The 14,056-nt window shown below is 67.6% G+C and carries 14 protein-coding genes and 1 pseudogene; 8 read left to right on the top strand and 7 right to left on the bottom strand.

Annotation, left to right across the window (positions count from 1 at the left end; all coding sequences use genetic code 11):
- Positions 1-185: 185 nt before the first annotated feature.
- Positions 186-605, top strand: coding sequence for a hypothetical protein (locus tag CBM981_RS12840; protein WP_172820895.1), 420 nt, complete (start codon positions 186-188; stop codon positions 603-605).
- 183 nt (positions 606-788) lie between these two features.
- Here CBM981_RS12840 and psbV read toward each other — a convergent pair whose 3' ends face one another.
- A complete protein-coding gene (gene psbV, locus CBM981_RS12835) occupies positions 789-1,322 on the bottom strand; it encodes a photosystem II cytochrome c-550 (RefSeq protein WP_087068725.1) in 534 nt (177 codons plus the stop codon).
- A gap of 128 nt (positions 1,323-1,450) precedes the next feature.
- Complete coding sequence (locus CBM981_RS12830) at positions 1,451-2,428, bottom strand: ribonuclease Z (protein WP_087068724.1); 978 nt, start codon at positions 2,426-2,428, stop codon at positions 1,451-1,453.
- Between the two features lie 92 nt (positions 2,429-2,520).
- Here CBM981_RS12830 and CBM981_RS12825 point away from each other — a divergent pair, with 92 nt between their 5' ends.
- Entirely contained in the window at positions 2,521-3,900 is a 1,380-nt protein-coding gene (locus CBM981_RS12825; protein ID WP_225867392.1) for a SpoIID/LytB domain-containing protein, read from the top strand.
- Positions 3,900-4,682: a glucosamine-6-phosphate deaminase gene (locus tag CBM981_RS12820; RefSeq protein WP_369801701.1), complete on the top strand. Its 783-nt coding sequence runs from the start codon at positions 3,900-3,902 to the stop codon at positions 4,680-4,682. Before CBM981_RS12825 ends, CBM981_RS12820 begins: the two co-directional genes overlap by 1 nt.
- Here CBM981_RS12820 and CBM981_RS12815 read toward each other — a convergent pair.
- Positions 4,679-5,527: a YebC/PmpR family DNA-binding transcriptional regulator gene (locus CBM981_RS12815; RefSeq protein WP_087068723.1), complete on the bottom strand. Its 849-nt coding sequence runs from the start codon at positions 5,525-5,527 to the stop codon at positions 4,679-4,681. The genes CBM981_RS12820 and CBM981_RS12815 overlap by 4 nt on opposite strands.
- A 38-nt stretch (positions 5,528-5,565) precedes the next feature.
- A complete protein-coding gene (gene truB / locus CBM981_RS12810; protein WP_087069421.1) occupies positions 5,566-6,453 on the bottom strand; it encodes a tRNA pseudouridine(55) synthase TruB in 888 nt (295 codons plus the stop codon).
- 78 nt (positions 6,454-6,531) lie between these two features.
- On the opposite strand from truB, the gene CBM981_RS12805 reads away from it, so the two are divergent.
- Together CBM981_RS12805 and CBM981_RS12800 are read left to right on the top strand one after the other, a co-directional pair.
- Positions 6,532-7,233 (top strand): queuosine precursor transporter, encoded by a 702-nt coding sequence (locus tag CBM981_RS12805; RefSeq protein WP_087069420.1) that lies wholly within the window; start codon positions 6,532-6,534, stop codon positions 7,231-7,233.
- 50 nt (positions 7,234-7,283) lie between these two features.
- A complete protein-coding gene (locus CBM981_RS12800; RefSeq protein WP_225867391.1) occupies positions 7,284-8,045 on the top strand; it encodes a bifunctional 2-polyprenyl-6-hydroxyphenol methylase/3-demethylubiquinol 3-O-methyltransferase UbiG in 762 nt (253 codons plus the stop codon).
- Between the two features lie 69 nt (positions 8,046-8,114).
- Here the strand turns inward: CBM981_RS12800 and rpmA are convergent, their stop codons facing one another.
- Both rpmA and rplU read right to left on the bottom strand, forming a co-directional pair.
- Positions 8,115-8,378 carry a 50S ribosomal protein L27 gene (gene rpmA, locus CBM981_RS12795; RefSeq protein ID WP_087068721.1) on the bottom strand — a complete coding sequence of 88 codons (264 nt, stop codon included), beginning with the start codon at positions 8,376-8,378 and terminating at the stop codon, positions 8,115-8,117.
- A gap of 100 nt (positions 8,379-8,478) precedes the next feature.
- Positions 8,479-8,862, bottom strand: coding sequence for a 50S ribosomal protein L21 (gene rplU / locus CBM981_RS12790; RefSeq protein WP_087068720.1), 384 nt, complete (start codon positions 8,860-8,862; stop codon positions 8,479-8,481).
- A 176-nt stretch (positions 8,863-9,038) separates the two neighbouring features.
- On the opposite strand from rplU, the gene CBM981_RS12785 reads away from it, so the two are divergent.
- From CBM981_RS12785 to kaiC, 3 genes and pseudogenes are all read left to right on the top strand, one after another.
- Positions 9,039-9,926 carry a circadian clock protein KaiA gene (locus tag CBM981_RS12785; protein WP_087068719.1) on the top strand — a complete coding sequence of 296 codons (888 nt, stop codon included), beginning with the start codon at positions 9,039-9,041 and terminating at the stop codon, positions 9,924-9,926.
- 19 nt (positions 9,927-9,945) lie between these two features.
- Positions 9,946-10,245, top strand: a pseudogene (gene kaiB / locus CBM981_RS12780) (circadian clock protein KaiB); the annotation flags it as partial.
- A 176-nt stretch (positions 10,246-10,421) separates the two neighbouring features.
- A complete protein-coding gene (kaiC, locus tag CBM981_RS12775; protein WP_087068717.1) occupies positions 10,422-11,960 on the top strand; it encodes a circadian clock protein KaiC in 1,539 nt (512 codons plus the stop codon).
- 49 nt (positions 11,961-12,009) lie between these two features.
- On the opposite strand, the gene CBM981_RS12770 is transcribed toward kaiC, so the two are convergent.
- Positions 12,010-14,055, bottom strand: a complete 2,046-nt coding sequence (locus CBM981_RS12770; protein ID WP_087068716.1) for an ATP-binding protein — start codon at positions 14,053-14,055, stop codon at positions 12,010-12,012.
- Position 14,056: the final 1 nt, after the last annotated feature.

Below are 14,056 nucleotides of genomic sequence, written 5' to 3'. Positions count from 1 at the left end.
GAACCCTCCCGCTCCGCCCCGGCTTCCGGCCGGACGCTGCGAAGCGGTCGTCAGAGCGATGGTTGGTCGGGATCCCGCCACGCTGATCGTTCGAGCCGGGCAGTCGTCCTGCCGAACTTGTCTCCAGCACTGCTCTCTGCCACCCTGCGGGGTGGTTTTTTCATGGCAATCCTGCATCCTCGTCCGTGACATCAGGTTCTGGTTGTGTCCCCTCCGCAGGCCTGCTTCCCCGGCCAGACCGGGAGCTGCTGGCACCGGGGAGTGAACACGCCAGTGTGGGGGGGCAGTACAGCTTCCGCGTGCTGGGGGCCTGCTGCCGCCTGTTCGATCGGGAGGAGCTGCCCTGGCCGTGCTGCAGGCTCGCCTGGCGCAGCAAGGAACCGAGCTGGCGCCGCATCGGTCGTCGCTTCGTGGCCGACCTTGCGGCCCGTCGCTGTCCCTCCTATGCCGTGGAGCTGCTGCAGCCCGGGGCGCGGCCCAGCCCCACCGTGATCACGCTCTTCCCCGTTCGGCTGAGTCCGGCCCTGCAGGAGTGGTGGTACAGCAGGCTGCCAGCCTCCCTGGATCCGCTGAACCATCAGCCCCCCCGCCCGGATGCTCCCTGAGGGACCCCCTGCGGGCACCCGGGGAGCGGTCGCAGGCCAGCAGCAGCGGCCGGGGTGGGGCTTCGCGCGAGCTTCTGGCCTCACCCCGGCACGGGCGGGACGGCAGCAAAAAGCCGGTGTCGATGACACCGGCTGGAACACGCTGAAAACACCGGCTGGCAGGCCTGGCCGGTGATCAGACGATCAGAAATAGATCTTGCCGCCACCCCACTGCACCCCCTGGGCCTTGGGTGCCACCAGGATGTAGCCGGCCATCAGCCGCAGGTCGTCGTCGTCGAGGTCGCGCATCTTCACGAAGATGTCGCTGCTGCGCATGCTGGGGTGGATGTCCGCAATGCTGTATTCGCCGTCGTAGCTGGTGGGATCCTTCATGTAGTCCACCAGAGCCTCCACGTTGTCCCGGGCCGGCGTGGCCAGGGCCAGGGTTTCGGGATCCAGACCCACGTTCTGGTTGGTCTTGGTGATGCCGCCGGCATGGCACTCGCCGCAACTGGAGTTGAACAGCTTGCGGCCGGCCTTGATCTCCGATTCGCTGAAGGTCACCGTGGTGCCGTCGGCGGAGGCGGGAACCGTGAGCTGCTCAGCCGTCCACTGGGCGGCCATGGCCTCGCTACCGAAGCCGAAGCAGAGCAGCAGGGCCAGGGGCAGGGCCAGCAGGGTGCGGGCGACGGCCCGTGACGCTCTGCGGAGAGCTGATGGGGAGAGGGTGGAGGCCATTGGGGGGAGCCGGCGGTGTGGCGAAGGGAGGTGTGGCGACGGAAACCGCATCGGAGACCTTGTATCACGGGCAACGGGGCCTCAGGCGTGGATTCGGGCGAACTGTTGCAGGGCCACGGGCCGGCCGCTCAGTGGGGGGAGGCCTCCTGGGCGGCGGCCGCGGCCTCCGGCACCACCTCAAGGGTGAGGAAATCCTTGGCCAGCAAGGTGTTGGGGAAGATCGCGCGGGCTTCCGCCAGCAGGTCATCGGGGCTGATCGCGCCGCCCGGCACGTAGCGCGGACTCAGGTGGGTCAGCGCCAGCTGGCGCACGCCGGCGCTGAGGGCCGTCTGCGCCGCCATCGTGCTGGTGGAGTGCTGGCGCTGAAAGGCCAGCTCGGCTTCTCCATGGGAGAAGGTGCTCTCGTGGATCAGGAGGTCCGCTCCCCGGGCCAGATCCACCGCCGCCTCACAGAACACGGTGTCGGTGCAGTACACCACGCTTGCGCCTGGCCGGGGGGGGCCGCACAGGCTGGCGCCCCGGATGATGCGGCCGTCGTCGAGGGTCACCGTCTTCCCCTGCTTGAGCGAGGCGTAGACCGGGCCGGGGGGGATGCCCAGGGCCTGGGCCTTCGTCACATCGAAGCGTCCCGCCCTGGGCTTCTGGTCGATCCGGTAGGCGTAGGCCGGCACCCGATGGGTCAGGGGAGTGCACCGCACCGTCAGCTCCCCGTCGTCCAGCAGCAGCGTGCCGGCCTCGGCGGCGGAGCGGACCCTGTGGTGCCGGATGGGATAGCCGATCCGTGTCGAGCTGGTGTGCAGAACGCCCTCGAGGAAGTCGCGCAGCCGGTCCGGGCCGTAGACGTCGACGCCGGGGCAGTTGCCCGCCAGTCCCAGGCTGGCCAGCAGACCCGGCAGGCCGAACACGTGGTCGCCATGCATGTGGGTCACGAAGATCCTGCGCAGCTGGCTCACCCGCAGGTCGCTGCGCAGGAACTGATGCTGGGTGCCCTCGCCGCAGTCGAACAGCCAGAGTTCGCTGCGCTGGGGCAGGCGCAGGGCCACCGCGGACACGTTGCGGCTGCGGGTGGGCACCCCTGAGCTGGTGCCGAGAAACGTGACCTGCACGGGGCATGTGCCTCCTGCGCATGCTGCCATGGCGGCTCTGGCATCCCTGGGAGGCGATCGCCACAATGAGGCGCCCTGAGTCGGCGAGCGTCGTGGCGTTCTCTTCCGTGATCCCGTGGCAGCCATCGGGGCTGATCCCGCTGGCCCTGGCCCTGCCGGTGGCGGCCCTGGCCAGCAGCGGCGGCGCGCTGCTGGCCCAGCAGGGGGACCCCGAGGTGCGGGTGCTGCTGGCCAGCGCCGCGGAGATCAGCCTGCGCTCGCTGGGGCGTCCGCTGGTGCTGCGGGCGGAAGGGGGCGACAGCCCCGTGCTGCTCGAGCTGCCTCCCTCCGCCTCCCTGCAGCTGCGGCTGGCGGGCGGCCGGGTGTGGCTCTCCAGCAGCGCCGGTGAACGGGTACTGCCGCCGGCGGCGTCCTACTGGCTGGAGAGCAAGCCGGGGCAGCCGCCCGCCGAAACCGGCACCTTCCAGCTGCAGCAACGTCACTACCGCGGCCGTCTGCAGGTGCGCTCCGAGGGGGCCAAGCTCCAGGCCATCAATCACATCGGCCTCGAGGCCTACCTCCCCAGCGTGGTGGGCAGTGAGATGCCGCCGCGCTGGCCCCTGGCAGCGCTGCAGGCCCAGGCGGTGGCGGCCCGCACCTACGCCCTGCGTCAGCGAAAACCGGCCAAGGCCTTCGATCTCACCGCCACGGTGAGCAGCCAGGTGTACAAGGGGGTCGAAGCGGAGACGGCCTCCACCCGCGAGGCGGTGGCCAGCACCCGCGGGCAGGTGCTGATGTACCGCAGCAGCCTGGCCAACACCGTGTTCCACAGCAGCAGCGGCGGGCGCACCGAGAACAGCGGGGATCTCTGGAGTCAGCAGCTGCCCTATCTGGTCAGCGTGCCCGACTTCGACCAGAGGAGTCCCGTGCACCAATGGGAGAAGCCGCTGCCCCCTGAGCTGCTGCGCCAGGCCTTCCGCGAGATCGGCGGGGTCCAGCGCATCGATGTCGTCGCCACCACGGCCACGGGGCGGGTGCGGCAGGCCCGGGTGATCGGCCCTGTCGGAACGCTGGTGGTGACCGGCCCCGAACTGCGCACCCGCCTGGGGCTGCGCAGCACCCAGGTGCGCTTCGAGGTGCTGGAGCCCCGACCATTCCGGCCCGGCCCGGAGGCGTCCAGGTTGCAGCAGCAGAAGGCCATGGCCTTCGGAGCGATCAGCCCGCCGCCTCCGGTGATGGGCGTGATCGACTCCGCCAGCGGAACCCCAGCCCAGGCTGGTCCGGGGGCAGCCGCGCCCTCGGGCCCAGCACCCCGCCAGCCATCGCCGCCGTCATCCCTTCCTTCCCTCGTCGCGATCGGCCGTGGCTTCGGCCATGGGGTCGGCATGAGTCAGTGGGGGGCCCTGGCCATGGCCGAGCAGGGCCAGAGCCATGAGCGGATCCTCAGCCACTATTTCCGAGGTACCGAACTGCGCCGCTACAGCGCCCCTTGATCCTCTCCGCCGCGATCCCACCCCCTCGGCCCACCCCCATCCAGCTCGCCGATGCCCCGGCCGTGGCCAGGGCTGTGGCGGACCTGCTCTGGGCGGAGCTGGCCCGGGGCAGGCTCCGCCGACCGCTGGGGCTCGCCACAGGGCGCACGATGGAGCCGGTCTATGCCGCCCTGGTGGAACGCTGTCGGGCTGCCTCCAGCGTTGAGCTGCAGGCCCTGCGGCAGCACTGGCTGAGTTTCAACCTGGATGAGTACGTGGGCCTGCCCAGCAGCGACCCCCGTTCCTTCGCCGCCTTCATGCGCACCCGGCTGGGGGAGCCGCTCGGGCTGGAGGACACCCAACTGCGCCTGCCGAATGCCCTGGCCCACGATCCGCGGGCCGAGGCCCGCCGCTATGCCGCCGCGGTGGCCCGCTGCGGTGGCATCGGACTGCAGCTCCTGGGGCTGGGGCTCAATGGCCATGTGGGCTTCAACGAGCCCCCGTGCGGACCGGAAGCTGCCTGCCGCTGCGTGCGGCTCAGCGCGATCACGCGGCGCCAGAACGCCGCGGCCTTCGGGGGCGATCCCCAGGCCGTGCCCCTGCGGGCGATCACCCTCGGCATGGCGGAGATCCTGGCCGCCCAGCGGATCGTGCTTGTGGTCACCGGTGCCGCCAAGGCGCCGGTGCTGCATCGCCTGCTGACGGAGCCCCCGAGCCCCGATCTGCCGGCCAGCTGGCTGAAGCGCCATGCCGCCGTGACGGTGGTGGCGGATCGGGCCGCTCTGCCGGATCCGCCGGACTAGGGCGGTGCGGCCATCACGGCCTCGAGCAGCTCCTCGGGGGCGTCCAGATTCGAGGTCACGCTGCGCACGTCGTCCAGATCGTCCAGGGCCTCGAGCATGCGCAGGCACTGGCGCAGCGGCTCCGGCTCCTGCATGGGGCAGGTGGTGTGGGGAATCCAGCGGTGCTCCCACTCCCGCACCGCAAAGCCCTGGCCGCGCAGGCTTTCCTGGAAGGCCTCCAGATCGGTGAAGCCGCACTGCACCTCGGCGGCGTCGGGCAGCAGCTCGTAGCCCAGGGCAGTGGGCCCACCCGCCGCTTCGATCGCCAGCAGGCCTTCCAGCAGGATCTCCTCGGCGCTGTCACCCGGGGAGCGGTCAGGGCTGCTGTCAGGACTGCCGTCCGGGCAGGGGTGCCAGGGCTGGTCGCCTGGCCCCTGCAGGCGCACCACCCCACGCTGGTCGAACAGGTAGCTCACGCAGCCGGTCTCGCCCAGGTTGCCGCCGTGCTTGCTGAAGGCCAGGCGCAGATCGGCGGCGGTGCGGTTGCGGTTGTCGGTGAAGGCCTCGATCAGCACCGCCACACCGCCGGGGCCATAGCCCTCGTAGCGCACCGCCTCGAACTGGTCGCCGTCGCTCCCCAGCTGGCCGGAGCCCTTGAGGATCGCCCGCTCGATGTTGAGGCTGGGCACGCCGGCCGCCTTGGCCTTCTCGATGGCCGTGCGCAGCTGGAAGTTGCCGGCCGGATCGCTGCCCGAGCGTGCCGCCACGGTGATCTCCCGGCCCAGGCGGGTGAACACCGCGCCGCGTTTGGCATCGACCACAGCCTTGGTGCGCTTGATCTGGGCCCATTTGCTGTGGCCGGCCATCGGAACGCGAAGAAGCTCAGGAACGGGAAGGACGGGGCTCAGCCGGCCGCATCGAAGACCAGCCGGGGTTGCAGCAGACCCCCTTCGGAGGCCCTGGCAACCCCAGCCAGATTGCCATCCGGGGCCAGCACCGCCACTGCAGCACCCCCCGGGTGGCTGCCGCTGGCCTCCAGGGCCCGGCCGCAGCGCCAGCCTGCCAGTTCCCCGGGATGCAGCAGGCGCCGGGGGAGGTGGGCCAGGGCCGAGAGGGGGGGCAGCAGTGGCGGAGGCGGCGCCTGATCGAGGGCCTGCAGGGGCACGGCCTGGGCCAGGCTGAAGCCCAGGGCCTCCGTGCGCCGCAGTTCCGCGAGACTGCCACCGCATCCCAGCGCCGCGCCCAGATCGCGGGCCAGGGAACGGATGTAGGTGCCGGCGGAGCAGCCCACCCTCAGCTTCAGCCGGCCCTGGGCGGGATCCCAGTGCAGCAGCTCCAGGGTTTCGATCGTCACGCTGCGGGCCTCCAGCTCCAGCTGCTCGCCGCGGCGGGCACGGGCGTAGGCCCGCTGACCCTCCACGTGAACGGCCGAGATCTGCGGCGGCACCTGGGCGAAGGTGCCGCGGAAGGGAGCCAGGGCCTCCTCCAGCCGGGCGCGGTCCAGCGCTGGCCAGGCCTGCCGCTCCAGCACCGTGCCGGTGAGGTCGTCGCTGTCGGTGCGCAGCCCCAGCTGCACCGTGCCCTCGTAGCGCTTGGCCCCCTCCAGGTAGGGCAGCAGCCGCGTGGCCGGCCCCAGGGCGAGGGGCAGCACCCCGGTGACCGCCGGGTCCAGGGTGCCGCCATGGCCCACCCGCCGCAGCCCGTAGGCCCGTCGCGCCCGCGCCACACAGCCATGGGAGGTGAGCCCGGCCGGCTTGTCCAGCACCAGAAACCCGCAGCACTGGTCAGCCATGCCCGCACCCATCAGCCTGGAAGCGTCCCATGCTCCGCCCCGATGGCCCTGCCGCCCCCCTTGGCCCTGCCGCCCCCGATGACCCTGCAGCAACGGCGTGATCTGGCGTTACTGGTGCTGGCGGGTCTGTTCCTCGGCAGCATGGCCATGCTCAACATCCTGGGGCTCACCCGCTTTCTGCAGCTCGGTGCGATCGGCTCCTGGCCGATCGTCGTGGCCGTGGGGGCCCTGCCCTACCCCGTCACCTTCCTGTGCACCGACCTGATCAGCGAGATCTGGGGGGAGCGCAAGGCCGGCCAGCTGGTCTGGGTGGGCCTGGCGCTGAATGGCTGGGTGGTGCTCGTGCTCTGGCTGGGCGGGGTGCTGCCGGGGTTGGCGGGCGCTCCGGAGGCCACGTTCTTCGAGGTCCAGCGGCTGGCCTTCGGGGCGGTGGGGGCGTCGATGCTGGCCTATCTCGCAGCCCAGTTCACCGATGTGCGCCTGTTCCATTTCTGGAAGCGCTTCAGCGGCGGCAAGGCCCTCTGGCTGCGCAACAACGGCTCCACCCTGGTGAGTCAGCTGGTGGACACCACCGCCGTGGTGCTGGTGAGCCACTACGCCAACCACCTGCTGCCGATCCGCCCGGGGGAGGCTGTGCTGCCCCAGCTGGCGAGTTACATCGCCAGCGGCTACCTGTTCAAGGCGCTGGCGGCCCTGGTGGACACCCTGCCCTTCTACGCCCTCACCGGCTGGCTGCGCCACTGGCTGGAGGTGCCGGGCGAGGGCAGTGAACTCGGCTGAGGCGCACCCGGATGGGATCTAGGTTTGGCCCTGTACGACTCGGACGGTCAGTGGTCACGGCAGCAGAACCCGGCCAGGGCACCCTCGGCGTGGAACGCTTCCTTGCGGATGGATTCGCCCTGCGGCAGCACCTGGCCGACTATCTCGCCATCGATGCCGCCGAGTTGGAGCGGCGCCTGCCCACCAGCACCGCGGAGCTGGCGGCCCTGCATCCCGGGGCGTTCGAGCTGGAGCAGGCCGGCCGCTTCTACGAAGACACCGTGGGCACGGCCCATCTGCTCGAGCTGGCCGCCTGGCACCTGGGCAGTGCCGACTACATCGCCGATACCCTCCGCCTGCAGCAGAGCTTCGCCCAGGGCCACGTGCTCGATTTCGGGGGGGGCATCGGCAGCCATGCCCTGGCGGCGGCGGCCCTGCCCCAGGTGGAGCGGGTGTGGTTCGTGGATCTCAATCCCCACAACCGCGCCTGCGTCGAAGCCCGGGCGGCCCGTCTCGGCCTGGCGGCCAAGCTCTCCTGCCATCGCGATCTGCAGGATGGGCGGCTGCCCCAGCGCTTCGACACCCTCGTGTGCCTGGACGTGCTCGAGCACCTGCCCGATCCGGCCGGCCAGCTCGAGCTGTTCGCCGAGCGACTCTCCCCGGCGGGAACCGCCCTGCTGAACTGGTATTTCTTCAAGGGGCACCGGGGGGAGTATCCCTTTCATCTGGATGACCCGGTGCTGGTGGAGCGCTTCTTCCGCACGCTCCAGAGCAGGTTCCTGGAGGTGTTTCACCCCTTCCTGATCACCACCCGCGCCTACCGCCTGGCCTGAGGGATCACCCCGGCCCCACCGTCACAGCGGCAGGGTCGGGGTGGCAGGCGCTGTGCAGCGCGCAGCCACTCAGCCCAGCGCCACGTTGATGCGCTTGCGGTTGCGCAGGCCGCGCTTGATCGAATCGAAGCTCACCACCCCGTCCACCAGGGCGAAGAGGGTGTCGTCGGAGCCGCGCCCCACGTTCACGCCCGGCAGCACCGAGGTGCCGCGCTGGCGGATCAGGATCGAGCCGGCGCTCACGGCCTCACCGCCGTAGGCCTTCACGCCGAGGCGCTTGGCGTTGGAGTCGCGGCCGTTGCGGGTGGAGCCTGTGCCTTTCTTGTGGGCCATGGTGAGGAAATGGAGAGGGGGGTGAAGGGGAGAATTCTGCCGGACTTGAACCGGTGGCGGTGGGTGGCTGCCGGCTGCTGCCCCGGGAACTGGGGCCGCCTCAGGCCAGAGGCTTGCCGCCCAGGGTGATGGCCTGCACCATCACGCGGGTGAGCTCCTGGCGGTGGCCGTTCTTGCGGCGCGTCTTCTTCTTGGGGCGCATCTTGTAGACGATCACCTTCGGCCCCCGCCGGTGGGCCATCACCTTGAGTTCCACGCTGGCGCCGCTCACGTAGGGCTGGCCGAGGGTGGTGGCCTCGCCGTCGTTGACGAGCAGCACGTTCTCGAGGGTCACGGTGTCATCCACCCCGGCGGCGATCCGGTCCAGGTCGTAGTAGCGGTTGGGCTGCAGCCAGAACTGCTGGCCGGAGGCCTCGACGATGGCGAAGGGACCAGTCGCCGCAGGGCTGGTGGTGCCGCTGGGAGAGGGGGAGCTCTGGGTCATGACAAGGGGGCGTGGACAGGCTGGCGGCCCGTTGACGGATCGCGGGGATCCGCCGGGCAGCCGATTACGCCTGGCTCACAATCGAAAGACAATGGCAAATCCTCCGATTTCAACCGGCCTTTCGTCAACATTGGGGCACGTCTCCGCCGGCCAGTCCACGCCGGCGGGGCTGTTCCATGCCCGAATCGGTCCTCACCGTTGCCTCCCTCGTCCATGACCCCGCGCTGCAGGCCGCCGTCGCCCGTTGGCTGGCAGGGGGGCGGTACGCCCTTGTCCCTGTCGATCCCAGCGACGAGCCTGGGGCAGCCCTTGAGCGGTTGCGGGAGGACTTCGACGCCCTGCTCATCGAGGAGGGCGCCGTCGATCCCAGCGTGTTCGCCGGCCTGAGTCAGCGGGGGCTTGTGCTCCCCGCCGTGGTGATCGGGGCGGTGACGGGCGAGGTGACCGTCCATGGGGCCGAGGTGCGCCTGCCCCGCGATCAGCTCGAGCAGCTGCCCTACAGCCTCGATGCGGCCGTGTCCCGTTTTCTGCGTCAGGGGGTGATGAGCGTGGGTGATGGACCCGGCACCCCCGGTGGGGTTGGTGCTGGGGAGGACGGTGGTGGGGCAACCGAGCCCAGCGCGGCCCCGTTACCGATCCCCTGGAGGTTGGATGATCGGCTCAAGGAACGGCTCGGCCTGCTTGGAGTTTTCTACAAGCGGGACCCCTCCCGCTTCCTGCGCAACCTGCCGCTGAAGGAGCAGAACGAACTCCGACGTTCGTTGGAGCGGAGTTATCGCGATCTTCTGCTCAATTACTTCCGTAACCCTTCGGCAGCCAACCAGGCCCTCGAGAGTTTTGTTAACACGGCCTTCTTCAGCGATCTTTCGATCACCACCGCTGTTCAGATTCACATGGATATGATCGAGTCCTTCTCCGATCGGCTGCGCTTGGAGGGGCGCAAGACGGACTTTCTTCAGGATTATCGCCTGGCCTTGTTGGATGTGATGGCCCATCTCTGTGAGATGTATCGGCGCTCCATACCTCCCGACGTGCCGCTCGTGCGCTTTTCTTCTTCCACTTGAACCCAGGCTTCCAACATCCATGTCCCCACGTAAAACCTACATTCTCAAGCTCTATGTGGCTGGAAATACGCCCAACTCGATGCGCGCGCTGAAAACTCTGCGTAACATCCTGGACACGGAGTTCAAAGGTGTTTATGCTCTCAAAGTGATTGATGTCCTGGTCAACCCCCAGCTTGCAGAAGAGGACAAGATTCTTGCCACCCCTACCCTCACCAAGATCCTGCCTCCGCCCGTGCGTCGCATCATCGGGGATCTGAGTGACCGTGAACGCGTTCTGATCGGCCTCGATCTTCTCTACGACGAGCTCACGGATGATGCCGACTTCGAGGACCAGCTCCAATCTGCCCAGGGCCAAGCGGCGGGGGGAGCTTCAGACTCCGATCCCGGCCTTCCTCCCATCCCCGCTGAAGGAGCCCGCCCTGCTGATGGCCTCAACCCTCCGGTCTGATCCCGGCGCCTGATCGTTCCCTGTTCTCTTCCTCTCGTTCCACGGCGATGCAGCAACCCAGTTCCCCATTGAATCCCTTGATGCAGGTCCAGAAGCTGCCCACGGGCATTGAGGGCTTTGATGATGTCTGCCATGGTGGCCTGCCGATCGGGCGTTCCACCCTGATCAGTGGCACCTCGGGAACAGGCAAGACGGTGCTCTCGTTGAACTTCCTCTACAACGGGATTCGCCAGTACAAAGAGCCTGGGATTTTCGTGACTTTTGAGGAGTCTCCCCTGGATATTCTCCGCAACGCTGCCAGTTTTGGCTGGAATCTCCAGGAGATGCTTGAACAGGATAAGCTGTTTATTCTCGATGCCTCTCCTGATCCGGATGGGCAGGATGTTGCCGGGAGCTTTGACCTGTCTGGCTTGATCGAACGGATCAACTATGCCATCCGTAAGTACAAAGCGCGCAGGGTGGCCATTGACTCGATCACGGCTGTATTTCAGCAGTACGACGCCGTTTCGGTTGTGCGCCGGGAAATCTTTCGTTTGATTGCCAGGCTCAAGGAAATCGGTGTCACCACGGTGATGACCACTGAGCGCATTGACGAGTATGGGCCGATCGCTCGGTATGGCGTTGAGGAATTTGTCTCTGACAACGTTGTGATCTTGCGCAATGTTCTGGAGGGAGAGCGCAGACGGCGCACTGTGGAGATTCTCAAGCTGCGGGGCACCACCCACATGAAAGGCGAATTCCCGTTCACGATGGGAAGCCATGGCATGAGTGTGTTCCCCTTGGGTGCCATGCGGCTGACCCAGCGATCGTCCAACGTCCGGATCAGTTCGGGTGTGCCCAAGCTCGATGAGATGTGCGGCGGTGGTTTCTTCAAGGACTCCATCATTCTGGCCACGGGTGCCACAGGCACAGGCAAGACCCTGCTGGTCTCCAAGTTCGTCGAAGATGCCTGCCGCAGCAAGCAGCGTGCCATCCTCTTCGCCTATGAGGAATCCCGGGCCCAGCTGCTGCGGAACGCCACCAGCTGGGGGATTGACTTCGAGCAGATGGAGCAGGATGGTCTGCTCAAGTTCATCTGCGCCTATCCAGAGTCCACCGGACTTGAGGATCACCTCCAGATCATCAAGACGGAGATCAGCCAGTTCAAGCCCTCCAGAATGGCCATCGACTCCCTCAGTGCTCTGGCGCGGGGGGTGAGCCACAATGCTTTCCGGCAGTTCGTGATCGGTGTCACCGGCTATGCCAAGCAGGAAGAGATTGCTGGTTTCTTCACGAATACATCAGAGGAGTTCATGGGGAGTCATTCAATCACCGACTCCCATATATCAACGATCACCGATACAATCCTGCTGCTTCAGTATGTGGAGATCCGTGGCGAAATGGCCCGTGCTCTCAATGTGTTCAAGATGCGGGGCTCCTGGCATGACAAGGGCATCCGTGAATTCGTGATCACAGGCAATGGCCCGGAGATCAAGGATTCCTTCTCCAATTTCGAGCGCATCATCAGTGGGGTGCCCCACCGGGTTACCACCGACGAGCGCAGTGAGCTCTCCCGGATCGTGCGTGGGGTGGCCGATGAGCGCTGATCGGCGCTGCACTCGCTTCACTCGTCAGTGGCTGTCGTCAGGGCTGTTGTCAGCGGCTGATCGAGCTGTCAGCTAACGCGCTGCTGGTGGCCATGGCGGCAGGCTCGGCCCGCCGTTCGGCCGTCAGCCGCAGCTCATCCTGGTCTGAATCTTCGAGGGGGAGATCGAACCAGAAACTTGTGCCGATCCCGGGTTCGCTGGCCATGCGGATCTGGGTGCCATGCTTGTCGAGGATGCCGCGCACGATCGAAAGGCCCAGGCCCGTGCCGGCTTCAAAGTGCACGGCGTTCTCCACCCGGAAGAAACGCTCGAAGATGCGGTCCTGATCGGCTTCCGAGATGCCGCAGCCGCTGTCGCTGATCTCGATCCTCAGGCGCGGCAGGGGTGAACTGAGGTCACAGCGCGGCAGGTCCTCACTGGGCAGGGCATCGGGATTGATCAGGCAGAGGTCGGGCCAGGGGTAGGCCCGCAACACGATCTGGCCCCCTTCCGGGGTGAACTTCAGGGCATTGCCCACCAGGTTGTCGAACACCTGCAGCAGCAGATCCCAGTTGCCCAGCACCACCGGCAGTGGTTCCTCGCACTCGAACACCAGCTTCACCCCCTTGTCCTCGGCATTGAGCCGGTAGGTCCGGAGGGTCTGTTCGATGGCGGGGCCCACCTCGAGGGGGTCAAAACTCCAGGCACGTTCCGATTCCAGGCGGGACAGGTCGAGCACATCGTTCACCAGCCGGGTGAGCCGGTCGGTTTCGGCATTGGCAATGCCCAGGAATTCCTTTTTTTCTTCCTCAGAGAGCTGATCGCCCAGATCGTGGAGGGTTTCCACGTAGCTCTTGATGTTGAACAGCGGCGTGCGCAGTTCGTGGGACACGTTGCTGATGAAACGGCTCTGGGCCGCGTTGAGCTCCACCTCCCGGGTGAGGTCCTGAACGGTCATGGCGATGCCCTTGAGGGATTCACCACTGGCATCGCGCACGGGTTGCAGCACGATGCGCAGGGTGCGGGGCGGTTCTCCCACGTTGCAGCGCACATCGGCGGCTTCCTGCTGGCCGCTCATCACGTTGTCCAGCGCGGAGTGGAGTTCAATCGCCAGCCTTTCCGGCAGCTCGCTGATCAGCTCCTGCCCTTCCAGCTTGCGGCCCTCCCAGCGGAACAGCCGGCGGGCCGTGGGGTTGGCCAGCACGATGGCTCCGCTCGCGTCGAGCAGAACGGCGCCATCGGCCATGGTGGCGATCAGGGATTCCTGCTTCACCTGGGCGGCGGTGAGCTCCTCGATGTTGGCCGCCTTGTACACCTCCAGTTCGGCGGTCATCGCGTTGAAGCCTTCCAGCAGTTCGCCCAGCTCCCCGCCCACCGGCAGGGCGATGCGGGCGCCGAAGTTGCCGCCGGCCACCTGCCGCACACCCCGCAGCAGTTCCTTCACCGGCTGGGTGATCGTGAGGGCATTGAAGACGGCCCCCAGAATCACCAGCACCCAGATCGAGATGAACACGGCCACGGTCACCTCCCGGGTGAGGGCGGCACTGGCGAGCAGGGTTTCGTTGGGGTTGATGCCGAGGGCCAGCACGCCGAAATAACGGCCCTCACTCACCATCGGCACGAACACGTCCGTCACCTGGCCGTCGGGCGTGAGGTGCTGCCGGATCAGGGGGTTGTCGGGCCGCTTCTGGATGTCCGGCGGCAGCTCCAGTCGCCGGCTGAGCAGCAGCTCGCTGCTGCCGGAGGTGCCGCCGATCGGAATGCCCAGGTAGATGACCCCGTCAGGGTCGGCGAAGAAGATGTAGCGGAGGCTGCGGCTGGAGCGCCAGAACCGTTCGGCCACCGAGGCCAGTTCCCTGTCATTCCCCTCCGCCACCAGGGGCGTGACGTTGGCGGAGAGCAGCAGGCCCAGATCCCGCGCGTAGCGGGTGTCGCTCATGCGGGCATCCCGCTGGATGCCATTGAGTGCAAAGAAGGTGATGCCCGTCATCAGCAGGCTCACCACCAGGGTGGCCACCGCCAGCAGCTTGGTCTGCAGGCTGAATTCCGCCCACCAGCGGCCCAGGGCCTGGCGCCAGGCTGCCAGGGTGCCGGTGCTGCCGGAGGGCTGGTTCATC

The sequence above is a fragment of the Cyanobium sp. NIES-981 genome (genome assembly GCF_900088535.1).
GTDB lineage: Bacteria > Cyanobacteriota > Cyanobacteriia > PCC-6307 > Cyanobiaceae > NIES-981.
The sequence above is the reverse complement of the archived record's forward strand: the minus strand, read 5'-3'. Positions and strand labels throughout refer to the sequence as shown.

What these genes read in the sequence shown, in the direction of transcription:
- psbV (WP_087068725.1), bottom strand. Translation starts at nt 1,322, where the DNA reads ATGGCCTCCACCCTCTCCCCATCAGCTCTCCGCAGAGCGTCACGGGCC.
- CBM981_RS12815 (WP_087068723.1), bottom strand. Translation starts at nt 5,527, where the DNA reads ATGGCCGGCCACAGCAAATGGGCCCAGATCAAGCGCACCAAGGCTGTG.
- truB (WP_087069421.1), bottom strand. Translation starts at nt 6,453, where the DNA reads ATGGCTGACCAGTGCTGCGGGTTTCTGGTGCTGGACAAGCCGGCCGGG.
- CBM981_RS12805 (WP_087069420.1), top strand. Translation starts at nt 6,532, where the DNA reads ATGACCCTGCAGCAACGGCGTGATCTGGCGTTACTGGTGCTGGCGGGT.
- rpmA (WP_087068721.1), bottom strand. Translation starts at nt 8,378, where the DNA reads ATGGCCCACAAGAAAGGCACAGGCTCCACCCGCAACGGCCGCGACTCC.
- rplU (WP_087068720.1), bottom strand. Translation starts at nt 8,862, where the DNA reads ATGACCCAGAGCTCCCCCTCTCCCAGCGGCACCACCAGCCCTGCGGCG.
- CBM981_RS12785 (WP_087068719.1), top strand. Translation starts at nt 9,039, where the DNA reads ATGCCCGAATCGGTCCTCACCGTTGCCTCCCTCGTCCATGACCCCGCG.
- kaiC (WP_087068717.1), top strand. Translation starts at nt 10,422, where the DNA reads ATGCAGCAACCCAGTTCCCCATTGAATCCCTTGATGCAGGTCCAGAAG.
- CBM981_RS12770 (WP_087068716.1), bottom strand. Translation starts at nt 14,055, where the DNA reads ATGAACCAGCCCTCCGGCAGCACCGGCACCCTGGCAGCCTGGCGCCAG.